Source organism: Nocardioides campestrisoli (assembly GCF_013624435.2).
GTDB classification, from domain to species: Bacteria; Actinomycetota; Actinomycetes; order Propionibacteriales; family Nocardioidaceae; genus Nocardioides; species Nocardioides campestrisoli.
In genome coordinates this window covers 3,935,254-3,956,461 of the sequence record NZ_CP061768.1, presented here as the reverse complement: position 1 = coordinate 3,956,461, position 21,208 = coordinate 3,935,254, and the positions used below count along the sequence as shown (strand labels likewise).

The window sequence follows — 21,208 nt, the reverse complement described above, 5'->3', positions numbered from 1 at the left end:
GCACCCGCACCCGTTCCACCGCCCAGCACCAGCACCAGCACCTGCCCCAGCACCCGCACCAGAGAGGCGCATCCCGTGAGCAAGCTGCCCGTCCCCGTCGAGTTCCGGCTGCCCGAGGGCTGGGAGCCGGTGCGCCCCGAGGAGTGGGGGGTGGAGAACGCCGCCTTCATGGCGGTGCGGCGCGAGACGCCCGGCGGGTACGTGCCGATCCTCAGCATCAGCGGCGACTGGCGGCTGGACTACACCACGCTGGACTCCATCGCCGATGAGTCGGTCGCGCTGGCCCAGGCCCAGGCCGACCAGGTCGAGATCCTCGACCGCCGGGAGATCGGCTCGGAGGAGGCCCCGGCGATCCTCCAGCTGCTCGGGGTGAGCGCCACGATCGACGGTCGCCCGTGGGAGCTGCGGCAGGGCCAGGTGCTCTCGGGACTGGTCGACCTCAAGGACCCGTCGCGTCGGGTGGTGGTGATCTACACCGTGACCTGCTCCGCGGAGCAGTTCGACGTGGTGGGCCGCGAGTTCCAGGCGTTCATGAGCACGGTGCGCCCGGTCGCCCCCGACGGGTCGTCCGGGACCGAGGGCGCAGACAGCCCCGAGAGCGCCGGACCGACGGGCTGAGCGTAGTCAGATCTGGCCGGTGAGCCAGAGCACCAGCACCAGCAGCAGGCCCAGCACGAGCAGCACCGGGACGCTCAGAGCCGCGTAGAGCCCGATCTTCTCGGCGCCGCCGGCGCGGGAGGAGAGCCCGAGGTCCTTGCCGACCAGGGTGATCAGGTCGCGCCCCTCCTCGGAGTCGAAGCGGTAGTCGACCACCCGGCCCACGGTGCCGTCGTCGCGGATCGCCCAGATCTTCTCGTGACCGAACTCGATGCTGCGGCCCATCGTCTTCGTGGCCGAGGCGGCGACCCGCGGGTGGCCGGCCTCCCACCGGACCTCGGTGGACTCGTCGGTGATGCTGAACGTCTCGGGCGTCACCTTGACGTGGTGCACGAAGACCTTCTTCAGGCCGGCCCGGTTGAACAGGCCGAACCACTGCGCGTCCGCCACGTCCAGGGTCAGGTCGAAGCCGCTGCTGGTGCGCTTGACGACGTACGGCGTGCCCTCGGTGGCTGCCTGCACCCGGCGGACGAACTCGTCGGTCACGGGGGTGGTCATCTCAGGCCACGACCTTCCAGCTGAACCCGACGCGCAGCCCGTCGACCTCGGTGACGGTCACCGCGATCGTGCCCTCCTCGCCCTGGGAGGTGGCGGTGCACTCGGTGGTCTCGTCCTTGACGCCGTCCAGCTCCTCGGCGCACGCCAGGTCGGAGACGTCGAACCCCTGCTCCTCGAGCTGGCCGGTGAGCGCGGTCTCCAGCGTCTCGGGCGCCAGGAACGGGACGGTCTCGAAGGAGACCTCCTCGCCGTCGACCTCGGTGGTGGTGAACCGGACCCCGGTCTGACCCTCGCCGTCGTCGACGATGCAGCTCGCGGTGGCGTCGACCTCCGCCTCCAGGTCCTCCGGGCACTCGACGGCGAGGTCGACGCCGTCGGCCGCGGTCACGTTGTCGGTGACGTGCTTCTCCAGCTCGGAGGCCTCGACCGAGGAGGCCGTGGCGCTGCAGGCGGTCAGCAGCCCGAGCAGCAGGACCGAGCCGGTGGAGGTGGCGAGGCGGAGGGTCAGGCCGTGATTTCGCATGGGGGGCAGTCAATCAGACCGAGCCAGCGCCGGTCGCGCGCTCCCACCGCACGCTCCGGGCGACCACCGGGACCACCGTCAGCAGCGGAACAGCCAGGACCGCACCGGCGAGGCCGGCGAGCGTGACGGCGTCCACGGGGGGTACGCCGACTCCCAGCAGGCCGAAGCCCACCCCGAGCACCGCGGGCGTCACCGCAGCCGCCCCGATCGCGCACGCCGCGACCCCGGCGACCAGGGCCTCGACCCCCGCCATCGCGACCAGCTGACGCCTCGTGGCGCCGGTCCGGCCGAGCAGCGCGAGCTCGGCGCGCCGGCCGGCGGTGGTCAGCACCAGGGTGTTGGCGGCTGCCACGCCCACGAAGAGCAGCAGGAGGAGGGTGAGGACGCTGGACAGGGTGCGGTCCGCTCCGGCCCCGGCGGTCGCGGCGGCGACGTACTCCGCCTCGCCGGTGACGGTGAGGCCCAGGCCGGCCAGCTCCTCGCGGACGGTGGAGCCGTCGCTCGTGGTCGGCCCGCCCTGGACGAGCCCGCCCTGGACGAGCACGGTCTGGACGAGCACGGTGTCGATCGTCGCCTCGACCCCCTGGGCTGCCGGCGTGGCCTCACTGGTGAGGAAGGCCCCGAAGCCCAGTCCTCGCTCGTAGACCGCGACCACCTCGACCTCGTGCTCCGCCCCGCCGTCCCAGCGGACGAGCAGCGAGTCCCCGACCCCCGTGCCGGTGTCCAGGACGGCGTCGCGGCTCAGGGCGATGGTGCCCGGACGGTCCAGAGCGGCGAGGTCGCCGTCGGAGACCTCGGGGTCGAGCGCGCTGGAGCTGCCGGTGCTGTTGCCGGGGTCGGGGGACGGCAGCGTGCGCACCTGGGTGGACTCCCAGGCGAGGGCCTCGAAGGCCCGGACGTCGCCGAGCTCGTCGTCGACCTGCACCTGCGCCGGGACCAGGCCCAGCGGCGTGGTGGAGCCGGCGCCGGCCAGGGCGGTCAGCTCGTCGAGACGAGCCTGGTCGATCCCGTCGCCGTCCGGTGCGGTCACGACCAGGTCGGCGCGCATCCCCTCGGTGAGCTGGCGCTGGGCCGCCTGGACCACCGCCTCGTCGACGGTGCTCTGCACCGTGCCGACCGCGAGCACCAGAGCCAGCGGCACCACCGCGGTGGTCAGCCGCCGGGAGAAGCCCCGGGTGTTGGCCAGCGCCAGGACGGTGGCGGGTCCGCCCCGGAACCGGCGGGTGCTGCCGAGGACCCAGGCCACGAGCAGCGGGCCGGCCAGGGCGGCCGCCCCGACCAGCAGGAACGCCGAGGTCGCTGAGGCCGCGCTGCCGATGGAGCCGGGCACCAGGACCGGGCTGAACGCCGCGAGCAGCCCGGCGATGCCGACCGTCAGCGCCGCGACCCGGCGTACCGGGCCGATCCCGGCGGGCTCGACCGTGCTCTGGCGCACCGCGGTGGTCGGCGGGGTACGCAGCGTCTCCCGGCTCGCCAACCGGGCGACGAGCCGGGCCAGTGGCAGCAGGACCAGCACGGCCGCGACCACCGGCAGGGGGGAGAGGGTCACCGCGAAGTCCGGGGCGACCACCTGGGCCTCGACCAGCAACGGGGTCAGCCACCGGGTGGCGAACAGCCCCGGGACGGCGCCGAGCGGCACCGCCACCAGCGTCACCAGGGAGACCTCGGCGGCCACCAGACGGCGCACCTGGCTGCGGGTCGCCCCGACCGCCCGGAGCAGCGCGAAGTCCCGCTGCCGCTGGCGCAGCGCCAGGGAGACGGTGGAGGCCACGACCAGGACGACGAGGACCAGCGCGGTCCCGGCGAACGAGGTGGCCAGGGCGATCAGCAGGCCCGGATCCCCCGTACCGGAGCCGGAGCGCAGGCCCGACTCGACCAGCACCCCCGTGCCCGAGAGCAGGGCGCCGGCGAGCGCCAGGACGACCATGGTGCCGGCCAGGGCGGACGCGTGGGCCCGGGCGCCGGAGCGGGCGAGGGGCCACAGGGTGCCCCTCGTCCTGCGCGCGCTCGTGCCGGTGCTGGTGCTGGTGTCCATGCCGCTCACCGGGCTCACCCGGCCAGGGTGAGCATGCGGGCGGTGACCTGCTCCGCGCTCGGGTCGTCGATCCGGTCGACCAGGCGGCCGTCGGCCAGCAGCAGCACCTGCTCGCAGGCCGCGGCCACCCGCGGGTCGTGGGTGACCACGACGACCGTCTGGCCGAGTCGCCGGGCGGTCTCGCGGAGCAGGGTCAGCACCGCGGCTCCGGTGCGCGAGTCCAGCGCGCCCGTCGGCTCGTCGGCGAAGACCACCGTCGGACGGGAGAAGAGCGCCCGGGCGATCGCGACCCGCTGCGCCTGGCCACCGGAGAGCTCGCCGGGGCGACGCCCCTCCATGCCGGCCAGCCCGACCGCGTCGAGCAGCTCGGCCAGCCAGGCCGCGTCCGGCTCGTCGCCCGCCAGGACCACGGGGAGCCGGACGTTGTCGGCGACGTCGAGATGACCGATCAGGTTGTAGTCCTGGAAGACGAAGCCCACGTGCTCGCGGCGGAACCGGGTCTGCGCGTCCGGGGCCAGCGCGCCGATCTCGTGCTCGCCGACCCAGACCCGACCGCTGGTGGGCACGTCGAGGCCGGCGGCCACGTGCAGCAGGGTCGACTTCCCGGAGCCCGAGGGGCCCATCACGGCGGTGAACGAGCCGGGACGCAGCGTCAGCGAGACGCCGCGCAGGGCGGCGACGGCGGCGGGGGCGGCGCCGTACCGCTTGTGCACGTCGACCAGCCGCAGCGCGGGGGCCGGGCTGCCCGGGTGGCTGCCCGGGTGGCTGTCCGGGTGCTCTGCCGTGGGGCTGACGGGGTGGGGTGCGGGTGTGGCCATGGTGGGCTCCTCGGGGCTGTCTGGGGGTTCCCAGGGCGTCCCACCACGCTAGGAACGCGCGGGGGTCGCCGACGAGCGCCGGAGGAGGGAGATCGCGAGGTTGCATCCTTCGATGCAAGGGCTCGCCGGGCAGCCTGCCGAGCGGCCTGGCGGGGCGTCAGTCGGGGATCGAGACGACCTTGTTCTGGTAGGCCCAGACCGCGGCCTGGAGCCGGGAGCGGACGCCGAGCTTGGGCATCATCCGGGCCAGGTGCGACTTCACCGTCGAGGTCTCCAGGAAGAGCCGGCCGGCGATCTCCTCGTTGGACATCCCCTGGGCGAGCAGCAGCAGGATGTCGAGCTCGCGGGCGGTGAGCAGCTCCGTGGCGCGGCCCGCGGTCACCGGGCGGGTCTCCCGGCGGGTGACCACCTCGCGCAGCACCCGCTTGGTCAGCGAGTCGTCCAGCGTGCCGTTGCCGCGGGCGACGCTGCGGACCGCGGCGAGGAGCACCTCGGGCTCGGCGTCCTTGAGCAGGAACCCCGAGGCGCCGGCCTCCAGGGCGCCGAAGAGGTGCTCGTCGATGTCGAAGGTGGTGAGCACCAGCACCGGCACCGGGTCCTCGACGCCGGGGCCGCAGAGCTCGCGGGTGGCGCTGATCCCGTCATGGTGGGGCATCCGGACGTCCATGCAGACCACGTCCGGCCGCAGCCGGCGCGCCGCCTCGACCGCCTCGGCGCCGTCCGCCGCCAGCGCCACGACCTCCAGGTCCGGCTCGGCGCCCAGCAGGGTGCCGAGCCCGGCACGCACCAGCGGCTGGTCGTCGGCGACCACCACGCGGATCATCGGTCCTCGCCCTCCCCGGCCCTCTCGTCGTCGGCCCTCTCGTCGTCGGCCTTCTCGTCCTCGGCCAGGGCCTCGCGAGGCATCCGCAGCCGCACCTGCCACCCGCCCTCGGCCGTCGGGCCGTGGTCCAGCCGGGCGCCGGTGAGCTCGGCGCGCTCGGCCATGCCGAGCAGGCCGAACCCGCCAGTTCCCGCCGGCGGCGACCCGTCGGACCGTACGCCGAGCGGTGCCTCGTTGCGCACGGTGACCACCGCCGCGGTCCGGTCCCGGTCGTCGAGCACCACCTCGGCGCGGGCGCCGGGGGCGTGCCGGGCGGCGTTGGCCAGCGACTCCTGGACCATCCGGTAGGCCGCGAGCTGGGCCAACGGGCCCACGCCGGCGCCGAGCGGGTGCTCCCCGGGGAGCACCCGCAGGTGCACGTCGCGGCCAGCCGTGATCGCGTCGTCGACCAGGGCGGAGACGCCGGCCAGCGACTCAGGGCGCACGGGCGCCGAGCCGTCCCCCCGCTGTCCGGGGTCCTGCTCGCGCAGCAGCCCGACCAGGCTGCGCAGGTCGCCCAGCACGGCCTTGCTCTGCCGCCGCACCAGCTCGACGGACTCCTTGGCGGCGGCCGGGTCGGTGTCGATCTGGGTACCGATCGCGGCGGTCATCACCGCGATCCCGGACAGGTGGTGGGCGGCGATGTCGTGCAGCTCGCGGGCCATCGCCGTGCGTTCGCGCGCGACCGCCGCGGCCAGCAGGGCCTCCTGCTCGCGGGCCATCGCCGCGGCCTGGCTCTCCCGGGCCTGCCGGGTCTCGCGCTGGGCGGTCAGCAGGGCCGCGACCACCAGGGGCAGGCCCACGGTCCCGATCCCCTGCAGCACGCCGGCACCGACCGCCTCGCCCGTCGAGTCACCGACGTCCAGGCCGGCCAGGGTGATGCCGAGGGCGACCAGCACGGCGGTCGCGGCGTACGTCGGCCAGGAGGTGGCGAGCGGTCTGGCCAGCCCGAGGGTGAGGACGGCGACCAGCACCGCCAGGGTCGCGACTCCGCTCGCGTCGCCGAGCCCGCAGGCCGCGGCGACCGGGACCCCGGCAGCGACGGCGAGCAGCGCCGCCCGCGGCGCCGTACGACGCAGCAGCAGGAGCCCTGCCTGCGCCAGCAGCGTCGCGGCCCCCAGCCACCAGCCGAGCCCGCCCGGGTCGGGCAGCGTCAGCCCGGCCGACGGGTCGGCGGCAGCCAGCGCCGGGGCGACCGCCAGCGCGGCCAGGGCGAGCGCGCCGCACGCCCCCGCGACGACCAGGTCGACGGGCCGTCCCGCTCCGGCCGAGCTCTGCGACCCCTCTGCCTCGCCCACGCAGGACATCATGCCCCCGACCGGCGCGGACGCGGGTCCGACGCGGGCTGTGCGGGGGTCCAGGACGGTCATCTGTCGCAATTCGCGGACCGGCGCGGTCGTGCTCCCGTAGTCTCACCGCTCGGGGGTCGCCGCCCTGGACGGGTGTCGACGAGCGACGTCGCTGGCTCACTCGCTCGGGAGGGTCCTGGTCAGCCGAGGACCCGGGAGCAGTGACTTCACATGACAAGCCAGCAGGTCGACGCCGTACGCCTCCGGGACGACTCCTGGGGCGAGCCGGCGGACCGCGAGGTGCTGCAGCGGATCGCGGCTGACGTGGCCTCGCGCGCCGGGTTCGCGGTCTGCGCGATCGAGGTGCTGCGGCACGACGGGATGCTCGAGTTCGTGGCGGTCCACGGGAGCCCGGAGGGATCCGCCCGGCTGCTGGGCCAGGCGTCTCCACCGGACGTGATGGTGCCGGTCCTGTCGTGCGGGGCCGAGTGCGGCGCCTTCACCTTCGTGGCCGTGGAGTGGGTGACCAAGGAGGCCTGGGCCCAGATGCGCGTCTACAGCCACGTGCCCGACCTGCCCCCTTCTGACCTCGAGGACGCCTGGGACGCGGAGGACATGCTGGTGGCCACGCTGCGCGGGCGCGAGGGCGAGGTGCGCGGCATGCTCTACCTCGACGAGCCCCTGGACGGGCGGCGTCCCACCGCCCGCCGGCTGCTCACCCTGACCGACGACCTGGCACTGACCTTCACCGCGGTGGCGGGCGCGGTCGAGCGCGAGGCGCTCGCTCAGCGCTACCGGCTCGGGCACGCCGCCCGCGAGCTGATCAGGAGCGCGGACAGCCGGCGCGGGGTGGCACAGCTGCTCGAGGAGACCCGGACCCGGCTGCGTGAGGGGTTCCGCGCCACCGACCTCCACGTGCGGGTGCTCGCCGCCGAGGGCGCGCGGGAGGAGTACACCGAGGTGTCGGCGTACGCGACCCCGGAGCTGCTCACCGCGGTCGAGGCGGCGGCGCGGCTGGCGTACGCCGCCGGGACGGTCGCGGTGGTCGAGCGCGACGAGGTCTGGGGCGCGCGCGGGCTCGACCCCGGGCAGCGGGCGCTGCTCACCGGCCTGGTCGTCGAGCACGGGCTCGGTGCGGTGGTCGTGGTGCCGGTCGCGACCGGGGGCCAGCTGCTCGGGCTGATGGCGATCGTCCGGACGGCCGACCAGGACCGCTGGGTGGAGTCCGAGAGCGCCGCGGCCGTCGACGTCGGGGAGGACCTGGGGCGCGCGGTCCTGGACGCCCGGGCGTTCCAGAAGGAGCAGCGGCTCAACGCCGAGCTGCGCGGGGTCGACGCCTACCGCACGGAGCTGATCGCCACCATCGCCCACCAGATGAAGAACCCGATCGGTGCGGTGCTGGGCCACCTGGAGATGCTCGAGGACCACCACGCCGTGACCCCGGTCCTGGCCGGGCCACTGGGCGCGATGGCCCGGGCGACCGAGCGTCTCGAGCGGCTCGCCGAGAGCCTGCTCACGCTCAGCAACGTCGGCCGCTCGCAGACCGCGTCGATGCGGGCCCCGGTCGACCTGGTCGCGCTGGTGACCGACGCCGAGGAGCTGGTCTCGGTGCCCGCCGCCCGGGCCGAGGTGCGGGTCGAGGTCGAGCCGGTCTCGGCGCCGGGCAGCGCGGTCGTCGTCGGGACAGCCGACGACCTGGCTCACGTGGTGACGAACCTGCTCAGCAACGCGGTCAAGTACTCGGACCCCGGCGCAAGCGTCCGGGTGCGGCTGGACCGGGTCGGCGAGGAGGTGGTGCTGACCGTCGCCGACGAGGGGCTGGGCATCTCCGAGGCGGACCAGGAGCACCTCTTCACCGAGTTCTTCCGCTCCACCGACGCCCGTGCGCTCGGGCGGCCGGGCACGGGCCTGGGACTGACGATCGTCCGCCGGGTCGTCGACGGGCACGGCGGGCGGATCGAGGTCGACTCCACGGTGGGCGTGGGCACCACCTTCCGGGTGGTGCTGCCTGCTGCCTGAGCGGTTGACCGCTGACCGGGTGCCGCCTCAGAGGGCGCGGAGCCGGGCCCGCAGGTCCGCGTCGAGGTGCTCGGTGGCGTAGGAGAGGGCGGTGCGGCCCATCCGGGACGCGTGGGCCAGCAGGAAGTCGACCAGGACCTGCCGGTCGACCCGCTTGCCCACCTCGCGCAGCATCCAGCCCGCCGCCTTCTGCACCAGGTCGCGTCGGTCGTCGAGCACCGCGGTCGCGGCCGCCAGCGCCGGTCCCGGGTCGCCGGCCTTGGTGTCCGCGAAGGACGCCATGATCCCCGCACGGCGGCGCCACAGGTCGGGGTCGGCGAGCAACTCCTCGACGAGACCGGCACCGGCCCCGGAGGTACGCAGGTGCTCGCCGACGAGCCACTCCGCGGAGACGTCGACCAGGTCCCAGTTGTCCACCCGGCCGGCGCGGAGCGCGTCCAGGTAGAGGGCGTGCAGCGCCGCCCGCCGCTCCGGGTCGGCGGTCCGCGGGCGCAGCGTCCGCTTGAACGCCTCGACCGCGATCACCAGCGCGGCGAGGCGGTGCTCGTGCTCGCGGTCGTCGAGCAGTGCGCGGACCTCGGGAAGCGGCAGGTCGGCGTACGTCTTGGCGACCGCCCGGACCGCCGGGACCCGGACCCCGACGAAGACGTCGCCCACGCCGTACCCGCCCGGCCCGGTCTGGAAGAAGCGCGCCAGATTGGCCGCGTCGGTCGGGTCCGCCCGCTCCGACAGCGCCGCACGGACGTCGTCGGCGGTGCCCGTCATGTCAGCCTCCCGATGACTACAGACTCCCGCCCCGAGAGCTGGCGTCGGCTCAGTAGTACCAGGGGAAGCAATCTGGCGGGTTTTGGCTGGCCGTGGTCGGCGTTGGAAGTTGTCGAAAAGTGGCTCTGACACAGCTGTGGCTGACGACGGGTGCGTTGGTCTGCATCGGACGAAACCGGATCTCTTGCGGACTATTTGCGGACCGCTTCGCGAGTCGACGGTGTCATCGCTGCGCGATCGAAACGCGGCCTCCATCGACATCGACTCGCTGGGCGCCGGCCGCGACCGAGACCGGTGCAGAGGGCCACTCGGCGGCGTGGTTAATCCACGAGCACGGGTGGCGGTGGGACTCCGATGGCGACTGGTCCCGACTCCCGAACCCCACCCCCCAGCGACACCGCTCAACTGGCTGCGGGCATCGACTGGCGCTGGCGGGAGACCCGGAAGTCAGCCGGATTGCCGCACGTACGCCTGCACGACCTGCGGCGCTTCTGCGCCTCCGGGCTGATCGCTGCCGGCTGCGACGTCGTCACCGTCCAGCGGGCGCTGGGTCACTCGTCGGCGACCACCACGCTGAACACCTACAGCCACCTGTGGCCCACGGCGGAGGATCGGACGCGGGCGGCCGCCGCGGGACTCATGAGCGAGGCTGTCACTTTGTCACTTATTAAGTGACAAAGTGAGTTGCGTTTGTTCGTATGCTCGGCACTTAATAAAGGACATACGGACATGCCAACTCTCTTCAGCACGCCAGACCCCGACCTCGAGGACCAGCAGGTCCTCTCCGAGATCCACGCCTTCCGAGCCTCGCTCGCGGCGTTCCTTCGGGTGCCCAAACGCTGGAACGGCCTCCTTCGGCGAACAACGACGGCCCGAGCGATCCAGGGGTCCAACACCATCGAGGGCTACACGGTCAGTGATGAGGATGCCGTCGCTGCGGTCGACGACGAACCGCCGCTCAGCGCAGACGAAGCCACATGGCTTGAGATCCTCGCCTACCGACGGGTGCTGACGTACGTGCTCAACGTGGCGACTGAGCCAGGCTTCGAGATCAACGAAGCAGTCCTTCGGTCCATGCACTTCATGCTGCTCGATCACGAGCTCTCGAAGACGCCAGGGCGTTACCGCACCAGGGAGATCTTCGTGCGCGACGACCGGCGGGGAATCAACGTCTACGAAGGGCCTGACGGTGATCTGGTCCCTGAGCTGATGCGTGCCCTGTCGGAGTCGCTCGCCAAGTCCAGCGCTGATGACCCGCTTGTGCGGGGAGCCATGGCGCACCTGAACCTCGTGATGATTCACCCGTTCCGCGACGGCAACGGGCGTATGGCCCGAGCTCTCCAGACGATGTTGTTGGCACAGGACCAGGTCGTCGAACCGACCTTCTCCAGCATCGAGGAGTGGCTGGGTAACAACACGCGGGAGTACTACGACGTTCTCGCAGCGACTGGCCGCGGCGCATGGCGACCGGAGAACGACGCCACGCTGTGGCTGAAGTTCAATCTCCGTGCACACCACATGCAGGCTCAGACGATGCGGCGCCGTTTCGATGAGGCCGAGACCCAGTGGCGCGAGATCGATGACCTCATCAGTGCGCACAAGCTGAACGACCGGATCGGTGCCGCCCTCTTCGATGCATTGCTCGGACTCCGGGTAACGCGGCCGTCGTACGTGAAGCTCACCGAGCTCGACGAACGCACCGCAACCAGAGACCTCGTGAACGCAGCCGAACTCGGTCTCCTGGAGGCTCGTGGCGAGCGTCGGGGACGCCACTATGTCGCCGGTGAACCGCTGCGACAGATCCAAGAGCGACTCCGCGCCGAACGAAAGCCGCTTGAGGACCCGTATCCGACCTTGCTCGGAGAGATCCGACGGGCGCAGCCGTAGGAACCAGCACAGCGAACCGTGGGACCGTGGCACCACCAGAGGATCATCAACCCCAGAAGATCGGGTCGCCCGAGTCCTCGATGTAGTCGAGCAGGGCCTGGATGTTCTTCGTTGGGCGCTTCCGCTTGTACTCGTGGAACTTGAGGTTGCGGTCGCGCCAGTAGATCGACCACAGCCCGGTCGTCCTGGTGTAGCGCAGGCGAGCGATCGGGAATCGGGTGGGCTCGCCCACGCCGTCCCAGGGTGGTCGGACCTCGACGATGGTGACGTGCCGATCCGCGACGTCTGCCTCGACCTTGAGCTCGTCCCAGAGGTGCTCTGGGACACGCCCGCGCGCCCACATGCGGATCCGGTGAAGGTCGGTCTCAGGAAGCACGAGCACCCCTGGTCATCGATGGCTCCCGCCGAGCTCTTGCGGACCTTTTTGCGGACTGAATGCGGACTATGCGTCCCTAAACCCCGTCTGACCTGCGGAAACGCTGAGACTCAGTAGTACCAGGGGTACGGCGACCAGTCCGGCTCGCGCTTCTCCAGGAACTGGTTGCGACCCTCCTGGGCCTCGTCGGTCATGTACGCCAGCCGGGTGGTCTCGCCGGCGAAGAGCTGCTGGCCGACCAGGCCGTCGTCGAGCAGGTTGAAGGAGTACTTCAGCATCCGCTGCGCGGTCGGCGACTTGCCGTTGATCTTGGCGCCCCACTCGAGCGCGACCTTCTCCAGCTCGGCGTGCGGGACGACCCGGTTGACCGCACCCATCCGGTGCATGGTCTCGGCGTCGTACTCGTCGCCGAGGAAGAAGATCTCCCGGGCGAACTTCTGACCCACCTGGCGGGCCAGGTACGCCGAGCCGTAGCCGCCGTCGAAGGAGCCCACGTCGGCGTCGGTCTGCTTGAACCGGGCGTGCTCGGCGCTGGCCAGGGTGAGGTCGGCGACCGCGTGCAGGGAGTGCCCGCCACCGGCGGCCCAGCCGGGCACCACGCAGATGACCACCTTGGGCATGAACCTGATCAGCCGCTGGCACTCCAGGATGTGCAGCCGGGCGAGCTTGGCCTTGTCGATCGGGCTCGGCTCCTCGGCCCCGGTGTCGGCGGCGCCGGTCGTCGTGTCCTCGTACTGGTAGCCGGCCTTGCCGCGGATCCGCTGGTCGCCGCCGGAGCAGAAGGACCACTTGCCGTTCTTGGGGCTCGGCCCGTTGCCGGTGAGGATCACGCAGCCCACGTCCGCCGACTGGCGCGCGTGCTCGAGGCTCCGCAGCAGCTCGTCGACGGTGTGCGGACGGAAGGCGTTGAGCACGTCGGGCCGGTCGAAGGCGATCCGGACCGTGCCGTGGGCCTTGGCCCGGTGGTAGGTCAGGTCGGTCAGGTTCTCGAAGCCGGGCACCTCGTTCCAGTCCGCCGGGTCGAAGATCTCGGACACACCGTCGATCGCGCTCATGGCCGTGAGGCTACCGGCCGTGACGGCGGTCGCGAGGAGAGGGACGGCTCGGCCCTTGTGCTGGGCTCGGCGCAGGGCTTGTCTGGAAGGCATGGCGGAGAGGCACACCTCCAGGAACGCCCCCACGGGGCGGCACGACCTCGGCGCGCAGGATCCCGCGCGGATCCGCAACGTGGTCCTCGTCGGACCGCCGGGAGGCGGGAAGACCACGCTGGTCGAGGCGCTGCTGCTGCACACCGGCGCGCTGTCCCGGGCCGGCACCGTCGAGGACGGCACCACGGTGAGCGACCACGAGGAGTTCGAGCGCGCCCACCACCGCTCAGCCTCCCTGGCGGTGGTCCCCCTCGTGCACCGCCGGACGAAGATCAACCTGCTCGACACCCCCGGGTACGCCGACTTCGCCGGCGAGGTGCACGCCGGCTACCGGGCCGCGGACGCCGCGCTCTTCGTCGTCCCCGCCGACGCCGCCACCGACGGAACCCTGGATGACGCCACCCGGCTGCTCGCCCGCGACTGCCTGGACGCCGAGGTGCCCTCGGCGGTGGTGGTGACCAAGCTCGACCACGCCCGCGCGGACCTGGCCGCGGTGGTCGGCGCGCTCCGCGAGACCTTCGGGGAGCGGGTGATGCCGCTCTTCGAGCCGGTGCGCGAGGGGGAGCGGATCACGGGTCTGCAGCACCTGCTGGCCCCCGGCTCGGCGTCCCCGGAGCAGGCAGCGGCGCACGACCGGCTGGTCGAGGCGATCGTCGAGGAGGCCGAGGACGAGGCGCTGATGGAGGCCTACCTCGACGGGGAGGAGGTCGCGGAGTCGGCGCTGGTCGCCGACGTCGACGCGGCGATGTCGCACGGGGTCTTCCACCCGCTGCTGCCGGTCTGCGCGACCGCCGGGGTGGGGCTGGGCGAGCTGCTCGACCTGGTCGTGGCCGGCTTCCCGGCGCCCGCGGAGCGTCGCGTCCCGGACGCCTTCACCCCCGAGGGGCGGGCGGTGGCGGCGCAGGCCGCGGACCCGGACGGCCCGCTGGTCGCGGAGGTGGTGAGCACCAGCAGCGACCCCTACGTGGGCCGGGTCAGCGTGGTGCGCGTCTTCTCCGGCACGCTGCGGCCCGACGTGCCGCTGCACGTCTCGGGGCACGCGGCCTCGTTCCTCGGCGCCGACCACGGCCACGAGGACCACGACGAGGACGAGCGCTCGGGCCCGCTCTCCTACCCGTTCGGCGGCCAGCTGGTGCCGGCCGCGGAGATCGTGGCCGGCGACATCGGCTGCGTCAGCCGGCTGAGCGCCGAGACCGGCGACACCGTGAGCTCGCCCGAGGAGCCCCGGGTGCTGCGGCCCTGGTCGATGCCCGACCCGCAGCTGCCGGTCGCGATCGAGGCCGAGACCCGCTCCGACGAGGACAAGCTCTCCGAGGCGCTGACCCGGCTCGCCGCCGAGGACCCGAGCCTGCGGGTCGAGCGGAACGCCGAGACCCACCAGGTGGTGCTCTGGGTGCTGGGGGAGGCGCACGCCGACCTGGCGCTGGACCGGCTGCGCTCGCGCTACGGCGTCCAGGTCGTGGAGCGCGACCTCGTGGTGCCGCTGCGCGAGACCCTGGCCGGACCGGCCACGGGGCACGGGCGGCACGTCAAGCAGTCCGGCGGGCACGGCCAGTACGCCGTCTGCGAGGTCGAGGTCGAGCCGCTGCCGGCCGGCGGCGGCTTCGAGTTCGCCGACCGGGTCGTGGGCGGCGCGGTGCCGCGCCAGTTCATCGGGTCGGTGGAGAAGGGCGTGCAGGCGCAGATGGCTCGCGGCACCCGGCTCGGCTACCCGATGGTCGACCTCAAGGTCACGCTGGTCGACGGCAAGTCGCACAGCGTCGACAGCTCCGACATGGCCTTCCAGACCGCCGGCGGCCTGGCCCTGCGGGAGGCGGCGGAGGCCGCCGGGGTGGTGGTGCTCGAGCCCTACGACAAGGTCGCGGTGCTGGTCCAGGACAGCCTGGTCGGGGAGACGATGAGCGACCTGTCGGCCCGCCGCGGCCGGCTGCTCGGCACCGATCAGGTCGGGGACGGCCGGACCCGGGTGCTCGCCCTGGTGCCGCAGACCGAGCTGGTCCGCTACGCCATCGACCTGCGCGCTGCCACCCACGGCGCCGGCACCTTCACCCGCGAGTTCGCGCACTACGAGCCGATGCCCGAGGAGCTCGCAGACGGAGTGTCGTCGCGTCGCTGAGCCCGGCCGCTGGTCCGGTCGCGGAGGATGGCGTCATGACCGCGTACCTCGACGTCGCCCGCCTCCGGGCCGACTTCCCCGCCCTCGACCTCGGCGTCGCCCACTTCGACGGGCCCGGCGGCACCCAGGTGCCGCGCCAGGTCGCCGACGCGATCGCCCGGACGCTGACCGCCGGCCTCTCCAACCGGGGCGCGGTCACCGAGGCGGAGCGCCGGGCCGAGAGCGTCGTCGTCGGGGCCCGGTCCGCGGTGGCGGACCTGCTCGGCTGCGACCCGCGGGGGGTGGTCTTCGCACGGTCGGCGACCCAGGCGACGTACGACCTGGCCCGGACGCTGGCCAAGGAGTGGCGGCCCGGTGACGAGGTGGTCGTCACCCGGCTCGACCACGACGCCAACATCCGGCCCTGGGTGCAGGCCGCCGAGGCCGTGGGAGCGGCCGTGCGCTGGGTGGAGTTCGACCCCGCCACCGGCGAGCTCGACCTGCTCGGGCTCGCCGAGGCGCTCTCGGAGCGGACCCGCCTGGTCGCCGTCACCGCCGCCTCCAACGTGCTCGGCACCCGGCCCGACCTGGAGGTGATCGCCGAGGCCGTGCACGCCGCCGGCGCGCTGCTCCACGTCGACGGGGTGCACCTGGTCCCGCACGCGCCGGTGGACGTGCCCGCCCTGGGCGCGGACTTCTTCGTCTGCTCGCCGTACAAGTTCTTCGGGCCGCACCACGGGGTGCTGGTCGCCGACCCGGCGCTGCTGGAGACCCTGCGGCCGGACAAGCTGCTGCCCTCCTCCGACGCGGTGCCGGAGCGGTTCGAGCTCGGCACGCTGCCCTACGAGCTGCTCGCCGGCACCATCGCGGCGATCGACCTGATCGCCGACCTCGCCTCCTCGGCGCCCGACCGGCGGACCCGGGTGCTGGAGTCGATGCGCGCGGTGGAGGAGCACGAGGAGCGGCTCTTCGGGCGGCTGCTCGCCGGGCTGGAACGACTGCCGCGAATCCGGCAGTACGGCGCCCCCGCGCGCCGCACCCCCACCGTCTACTTCTCCGTCGAGGGACTGACCGGCCGCGAGGTGTACGAGGCGCTGGCCGCGCGCGGCGTCAACGCGCCCGCCAGCCACTTCTACGCGATCGAGGCCTCCCGGCACCTCGGGCTCGGGGACGCCGGGGCCGTGCGGGCCGGGCTCGCGCCGTACTCCACGGTCGAGGACGTCGACCGCCTGCTCGAGGGGCTCGCCGCCCTCTGACGGTTGGTGGTTGAGGAGGGCCGCCAGGCCCGTCTCGAAACCACCCCGCCCCACCCCTACCCTGGCGCGATGGAGCACGCACGCAACCCCGACGACGGGGTCCGGATCGCCTTCGACGTCGTCGGCGAGGGCGAGCCGATGCTGCTGGTGCACGGCACCGGGCTCTCGTCGCAGATGTGGCGCGGGGCGGGCTACGTCGAGCCGCTCTCCGCGAGCCACCGCCTGCTGCTCGTCGACCTGCGGGGGCACGGACGGAGCGACAAGCCGCACGAGGAGTCGGCGTACTCGATGGCACGGGTCACCGGCGACCTGGTCGCGGTGCTCGACCAGGTCGGCGTGGAGCGCGCGCACCTGCTGGGCTACTCCGCCGGAGCCCGGGTCGGCGTCAACCTGGGGGCGCTGCACCCCGGCCGGCTGCTCAGCCTGCTGCTCGGCGGCGGCAGTGCCCGGTCGCAGCGCGGTGGGCTCGACCAGATCTTCTTCCCCGACTGTGCCGCAGTGCTCGAGAACCACGACATGGCCGAGTTCGTGCGGCGCTGGGAGCAGGCAGGGGGAGCGCCGGCCGAGCCGGTCCGGCGCGCGTTCCTGGCCAACGATCCACGGGCGATGGCCGCCTGGTTCCGCGCCTCGGAGGACGCTCCCGGCCTGAGCGACCAGCAGCTCCGCGCTCTCGACGTACCGGCGCTGCTGTTCGCGGGCTCGCTGGACCATGCTCGGCTCAGGGACTCACGGGCCGCCCAGGCGGTGCTGCCGGACGCCCAGGTCGCCGAGGTCTCGGGACACGATCACCTCTCCACCATCTCCGCGTCGCAGGAGGTCGTGCCGTTGGTCGAGCGGTTCCTGGCGACCTGGTGAGTTGTCGTCGGCCGCCTGGGCGACAGGGCATCGGTCGGCTGCGGACGCCGCGGGGCGCAGGGGATCTGCTCGTTCTCCCGTCGCGGGGCTCGACTCTCCCTATCTTGAGCGCATGCCCAGGAACAGCCTCCGCCTCACCCGTGCGGTCTGCGGCGCACTGATCGTCTTCTCCTGCTCCGCCGTCGGGTGCGGGACCGAGGTCTCCCCGGCCGAGCCCGACCCCGTGGCCGCGTCCGAGAGCCCAGCGGACTCCGAAGCGCCAGCCGACGCGGAGGCGGTCGAGGCGGCGGAGGCGACCGTGCGGGCCTTCTTCGCGGTGAAGAGTCAGGCGGAGGAGCCGCTGAGCGCCAAGATCGACAGGCAGGCGGTCTACCTCACGTCTCGCGACGCCCACCCGAGCGCGCCGTACGAGGCGGGTCAGGAAGGTCGTCCCTCCGGCATCTCGGACTCGGAGGTGACCGTGGACCTGTCGAACGTGCGGTGGCTCGACGACGACATCCAGATCGACTTCGATTTCGATGGCACAGGCCTGAGCTACCCGATGATCGGCGACGAGCTGCAGACCGATCAGGCGACCGCGCAGAGGTCCCGGTGGGAGGGCACGGCGACCCTGGAGAACCGGAACGGGGAGTGGCTGATCCGCGAGCTGAGCGTGGACTCCTTCGGCGGCGGCATCGGGTGACCACGGCGGCTGCCGAACCGGCATGCGTTCGCCTGGGTGCGGCTGCCGCTGGACCGACCGGGACGGCATGACTATTTTCGAACGTCTGTCCAGGCGGTGAGATGACCCCCCGATTCGCCGCCAGCTTGTCGGTGGCCACCGGTTGACTGGGTGATGTCGGGAGGTCATCGGGAGCCTTCGGTACGACGGACGGGGGTCCTGGGATGTGGCAGCAGGCGGGGATGGCGCACCCGATCGCACACGCGGTCGCACTCGTCGACGAGGCGCTGACGTGCGCGAGGGTCGCGGACCCGGGACTCCTCTCCGAGGACGAGCAGCGGGATGTCCTGCTGCGGTTGTCGCAGCAGGTCGACCAGCTGGAGTCACTGCGGCTGCGGGTCATCGGTGTGGTCGGCGCCGCGGGTGGCGTGGCCGAGTCCGACGGGGCCCGCTCGGCGGCCTCGTGGTTGACCGCCCGGGTCCGTACGGGGTTCGGCCCAGCGCGGGCGGCGGAGAAGCTCGCGGAGGCGATCACCGACCGGTGGCAGCGGGTGGGGGCCGGCCTGGAGGACGGGTCGGTGAACCTGCCGCAGGCGCGGGTGATCGTGAGGGCGCTGGAGTCGTTGGTGGTCGACCCGCTGCCCGGCGAGGAGGTCCCGGTCGAGGTGCTGGCCGCCGCGGAGGCTCACCTGGTGGCGCAGACGGCCGTGTTCGACCCGGGCCAGCTGGAGCGGTTGGGCGCGAAGATCCTGGAGGTGGTGGCTCCGGCGACGTGCGAGGAGCACGAGCGCAGGCTGCTGGAGCGTGCGGAGCGGCGAGCGAACGCCGCGACCAGGTTGACGTTCCGGCGGCGCGGTGACGGTGCCACGGACGTGGCGGCCCGGATCCCCGACCACGTCGCGGCCCGGCTCAAGACGTATCTGGAGGCATGGACCGCCCCGAGGCAGGACGACTCGACCCGGTGCGGGGCGGCGACCCCGTTCGGTGGGTTCGCCCAGCGCGATCCCGCGACCGGGGTGCGCCTGCCGCAGGAGCGGTTGCGCGGGCAGGCGTTCTGCGCGTTCCTCGAGGCCGCGGACCCGACCCGGATGCCCGTCCACGGCGGCGGCGCGACCCGGGTGGTGGTGACCATGACCCTGGAGGAGCTGCGCAGCGGAGCCGGGGTGGGCACGGTGCTGAGCAACGGTGACGACCTCACCACGATGAGCGCGGGGCAGGTGCGTCGGTTGGCGTGTCAGTCCGGAATCGTGCCCGCGGTGCTGGGTGGTGACTCGGTGCCGGTGGACCTGGGCCGGTCGACCCGGTTCTTCACCCCGGGTCAGCGGTTGGCGAAGACGCTGACCCATCGGGTCTGCGCGGCGGAGGGGTGCACGGTCCCCTCGACCTGGTGCGAGGGACACCACGGCCGGGATCCCTGGGGTGCCGGCGCAGGGTCCGACCTGGCTGACTTGATGTTCCTGTGCTCCTGGCACCACCAGCGTGCCCACGACCCCGGCTACCGCACGAAGACCCTGCCGAACGGAGACGTCCGGTTCACCAGGCGCACGTAGGAACCAGGCGTACTGAGGGACCGGGCGCACGTGAGGACCAGGCGCGCGCAGGTGCAGAACCGGGAGTCGACCGGCGGTTCACCAGTCGAACGCGAGCTTGCCGGCGACGAAGATCATCGTGGCCGCGATGACCAGCTCGAGGACCTGCCAGGCGCGCGGGCGTGCCAGCAGAGGAGCCAGACCTCGCGCCCCGAAGCCGAGCCCGCTGAACCAGACGACGCTGGCCAGCGTGGCCCCGAGGCCGAAGGCCCAACGCCCGTCGATCACGCCCGCTCCCCATCCGGTCACGGGACCGCTGTGGGTCGCGGCGACAGACCCGATCAGCAGCACCGTGTCGAGGTAGACGTGCGGGTTCAGCCAGGTCAGGGCCACGGCCTTGAGGAGCACGGTCCGCCGGGGCTCCTCGGCGGGAGCGCTCTGTGCGGCGTGCAGGGACTCGCTGCTGAACGCCCGCCGCAGCGAGTGCGCGGCGTACCAGAGCAGGAAGGCGACCCCGAGCCAGCGGACGACGTCGATGACCCACCCGGCGCGGTCGACGACCGTCCCCACACCGCTTACCCCGGCGGCGATCAGCACCGCGTCGGAGGCGGCGCAGATCAGCACCACTGCGCCGACGTGCTGGCGCAGGACCCCCTGCCGCAGCACGAACGCGTTCTGCGCGCCGATGGCGACGATCAACGAGCCGCCGGTCAGGAACCCGGCGAGGAGCGGTTCGAGCACGTGCTCACGCTAGGGCCTCGCGAGCTCCACCAGCGCCGACGCAGCGGCAGCCGCCCCGCCCGCCGACGCGAACGACTTCGCGATCCCGGTGGCGGCTGCCCGCAGTCCCTCGTCGGTGAGCGCGGTGGAGATCGCGCTCCGCAGCTCCTCGGCGCGAACCCGGGCGAAGCGCACCCGTACGCCCGCCCCCGCCTGCACCACCTGGTCGGCGACCACCGGCTGGTCGTCGCGGATCGGCGCCAGCACCAGCGGGAGCCCGGCGGCGAGCGACTCGCAGACGGTGTTGTGGCCGGCGTGCGAGACCACCGCGTCGACCCGCTGGAGCAGCGCGAGCTGCGGCACCCGGGGGCGGACGACGACGTTCGCGGGCCGGTCCGGCACCAGCGACGGGGGCGCGACGAAGACGGCCTGCCACGGCTGGTCCCGGCAGGCGTCGGCGGCGACCTGCCAGAACCGGGTGCCGGCCTCGGCGTTCAGCGTGCCCAGGGAGACCAGCACGGTCGGGCGGTCGGCGTCCAGGGTGTCCCAGGGGAAGTCGTCCTCCTCCGGCCGGTCGCCCAAGGAGGGCCCGACGAAGGTGACCGGTGAGTCGATCGCCAGCGGGCCGACGAGCTCCGCGGCGGTGTAGGCGAGCAGCAGGTGCTCGGAGACCCGCAGGTCACCGGCCTCCGCGGCCTCGGGCGCGATCCCGTGCGCCACCTGGAGCTCGACCCGCCTGCGGTGCATCGCCTCCGCGACCCGCGGCAGCCCGGAGAGCGGGTCGACCAGCTCGGCCGAGGTGGTGGCCGAGGTCGCCCACGGCAGACCGCGCCGCCGGCCGACGACCGCGCCGGCCAGCGCCTGCTGGTCCACGACGAGCACGTCGGCACCGAACGCCTCGACGGCCGCGTCCACGCCGTCGACCATCGCGTCGCCCAGCGGCAGCAGCACCTCCTCCTGGAGGAACTTGAACGCCGCGGCACCGCGCAGGTCGCTGCGGCGGGCGCCCATGTCGGCGGCGTACGACGTCACCTCCGACGAGGTGGCCGGCAGGAAGACGGCATCAAAGGGGAGCAGGTGCTCCACGGTGCCGGGGACCCCCGTCCACGCCACCCGGTGGCCGCGGGCGACGAGGTCGGCGGCGACCGGCACGGTCGGGTTCACGTGGCCGGTGAACGGCGGGACCACGAAGAGGAAGCCGGAGGGGTCGGTCAC

The 21,208-nt window shown here is 73.2% G+C and carries 20 protein-coding genes; 9 read left to right on the top strand and 11 right to left on the bottom strand.

Features of this window, described 5'->3' with window-relative positions:
* The first annotated feature begins 75 nt into the window (after window positions 1–75).
* Window positions 76–618: a hypothetical protein gene (locus H8838_RS18655; protein WP_185994366.1), complete on the top strand. Its 543-nt coding sequence runs from the start codon at window positions 76–78 to the stop codon at window positions 616–618.
* A 6-nt stretch (window positions 619–624) separates the two neighbouring features.
* On the opposite strand, the gene H8838_RS18650 is transcribed toward H8838_RS18655, so the two are convergent.
* The 6 genes from H8838_RS18650 to H8838_RS18625 all read right to left on the bottom strand — a co-directional run bounded on the left by H8838_RS18650 (window position 625) and on the right by H8838_RS18625 (window position 6,691).
* The gene (locus H8838_RS18650) at window positions 625–1,155 is read right to left on the bottom strand and encodes a hypothetical protein (protein ID WP_181313007.1); all 531 of its coding nucleotides are present in this window, start codon (window positions 1,153–1,155) and stop codon (window positions 625–627) included.
* 1 nt (window position 1,156) lies between these two features.
* A complete protein-coding gene (locus H8838_RS18645) occupies window positions 1,157–1,678 on the bottom strand; it encodes a DUF4333 domain-containing protein (RefSeq protein ID WP_185994367.1) in 522 nt (173 codons plus the stop codon).
* Between the two features lie 13 nt (window positions 1,679–1,691).
* Window positions 1,692–3,731, bottom strand: a complete 2,040-nt coding sequence (locus tag H8838_RS18640) for an FtsX-like permease family protein (protein ID WP_185994368.1) — start codon at window positions 3,729–3,731, stop codon at window positions 1,692–1,694.
* On the bottom strand, window positions 3,728–4,531 hold the full coding sequence (locus H8838_RS18635; RefSeq protein WP_185994369.1) for an ABC transporter ATP-binding protein: 804 nt from the start codon (window positions 4,529–4,531) through the stop codon (window positions 3,728–3,730). The genes H8838_RS18640 and H8838_RS18635 overlap by 4 nt, the downstream gene beginning before the upstream one ends.
* Window positions 4,532–4,688: 157 nt before the next feature.
* Window positions 4,689–5,354, bottom strand: a complete 666-nt coding sequence (locus H8838_RS18630; protein WP_185994370.1) for a response regulator — start codon at window positions 5,352–5,354, stop codon at window positions 4,689–4,691.
* A complete protein-coding gene (locus tag H8838_RS18625) occupies window positions 5,351–6,691 on the bottom strand; it encodes a sensor histidine kinase (protein WP_185994371.1) in 1,341 nt (446 codons plus the stop codon). The genes H8838_RS18630 and H8838_RS18625 overlap by 4 nt, the downstream gene beginning before the upstream one ends.
* Window positions 6,692–6,913: 222 nt before the next feature.
* Here H8838_RS18625 and H8838_RS18620 point away from each other — a divergent pair, with 222 nt between their 5' ends.
* On the top strand, window positions 6,914–8,701 hold the full coding sequence (locus H8838_RS18620; RefSeq protein WP_185994372.1) for a sensor histidine kinase: 1,788 nt from the start codon (window positions 6,914–6,916) through the stop codon (window positions 8,699–8,701).
* 27 nt (window positions 8,702–8,728) lie between these two features.
* On the opposite strand, the gene H8838_RS18615 is transcribed toward H8838_RS18620, so the two are convergent.
* Window positions 8,729–9,466: a DNA alkylation repair protein gene (locus H8838_RS18615; protein ID WP_185994373.1), complete on the bottom strand. Its 738-nt coding sequence runs from the start codon at window positions 9,464–9,466 to the stop codon at window positions 8,729–8,731.
* Window positions 9,467–9,820: 354 nt separating this feature from the next.
* Here H8838_RS18615 and H8838_RS18610 point away from each other — a divergent pair, with 354 nt between their 5' ends.
* The gene (locus tag H8838_RS18610; RefSeq protein ID WP_224766254.1) at window positions 9,821–10,141 is read left to right on the top strand and encodes a tyrosine-type recombinase/integrase; all 321 of its coding nucleotides are present in this window, start codon (window positions 9,821–9,823) and stop codon (window positions 10,139–10,141) included.
* Between the two features lie 54 nt (window positions 10,142–10,195).
* On the top strand, window positions 10,196–11,353 hold the full coding sequence (locus tag H8838_RS18605; RefSeq protein ID WP_185994374.1) for a Fic family protein: 1,158 nt from the start codon (window positions 10,196–10,198) through the stop codon (window positions 11,351–11,353).
* A gap of 46 nt (window positions 11,354–11,399) precedes the next feature.
* Here H8838_RS18605 and H8838_RS18600 read toward each other — a convergent pair whose 3' ends face one another.
* Window positions 11,400–11,729, bottom strand: coding sequence for a DUF3024 domain-containing protein (locus H8838_RS18600; RefSeq protein WP_224766253.1), 330 nt, complete (start codon window positions 11,727–11,729; stop codon window positions 11,400–11,402).
* A 110-nt stretch (window positions 11,730–11,839) separates the two neighbouring features.
* Window positions 11,840–12,784 carry a 1,4-dihydroxy-2-naphthoyl-CoA synthase gene (locus H8838_RS18595; protein ID WP_185994375.1) on the bottom strand — a complete coding sequence of 315 codons (945 nt, stop codon included), beginning with the start codon at window positions 12,782–12,784 and terminating at the stop codon, window positions 11,840–11,842.
* A gap of 91 nt (window positions 12,785–12,875) precedes the next feature.
* Here H8838_RS18595 and H8838_RS18590 point away from each other — a divergent pair, with 91 nt between their 5' ends.
* The 5 genes from H8838_RS18590 to H8838_RS18570 all read left to right on the top strand — a co-directional run bounded on the left by H8838_RS18590 (window position 12,876) and on the right by H8838_RS18570 (window position 19,294).
* Window positions 12,876–14,993, top strand: a complete 2,118-nt coding sequence (locus H8838_RS18590) for an elongation factor G-like protein EF-G2 (protein WP_185994376.1) — start codon at window positions 12,876–12,878, stop codon at window positions 14,991–14,993.
* Between the two features lie 35 nt (window positions 14,994–15,028).
* Entirely contained in the window at window positions 15,029–16,228 is a 1,200-nt protein-coding gene (locus H8838_RS18585; RefSeq protein ID WP_185994377.1) for a cysteine desulfurase-like protein, read from the top strand.
* Between the two features lie 69 nt (window positions 16,229–16,297).
* Entirely contained in the window at window positions 16,298–17,083 is a 786-nt protein-coding gene (locus H8838_RS18580; RefSeq protein WP_185994378.1) for an alpha/beta fold hydrolase, read from the top strand.
* Window positions 17,084–17,195: 112 nt separating this feature from the next.
* Window positions 17,196–17,765, top strand: a complete 570-nt coding sequence (locus H8838_RS18575; protein ID WP_185994379.1) for a hypothetical protein — start codon at window positions 17,196–17,198, stop codon at window positions 17,763–17,765.
* A 221-nt stretch (window positions 17,766–17,986) separates the two neighbouring features.
* On the top strand, window positions 17,987–19,294 hold the full coding sequence (locus tag H8838_RS18570; RefSeq protein WP_185994380.1) for an HNH endonuclease signature motif containing protein: 1,308 nt from the start codon (window positions 17,987–17,989) through the stop codon (window positions 19,292–19,294).
* 78 nt (window positions 19,295–19,372) lie between these two features.
* On the opposite strand, the gene H8838_RS18565 is transcribed toward H8838_RS18570, so the two are convergent.
* Entirely contained in the window at window positions 19,373–20,014 is a 642-nt protein-coding gene (locus H8838_RS18565) for a LysE/ArgO family amino acid transporter (RefSeq protein ID WP_181313021.1), read from the bottom strand.
* Between the two features lie 9 nt (window positions 20,015–20,023).
* The gene (locus H8838_RS18560; protein ID WP_185994381.1) at window positions 20,024–21,208 is read right to left on the bottom strand and encodes a glycosyltransferase; all 1,185 of its coding nucleotides are present in this window, start codon (window positions 21,206–21,208) and stop codon (window positions 20,024–20,026) included.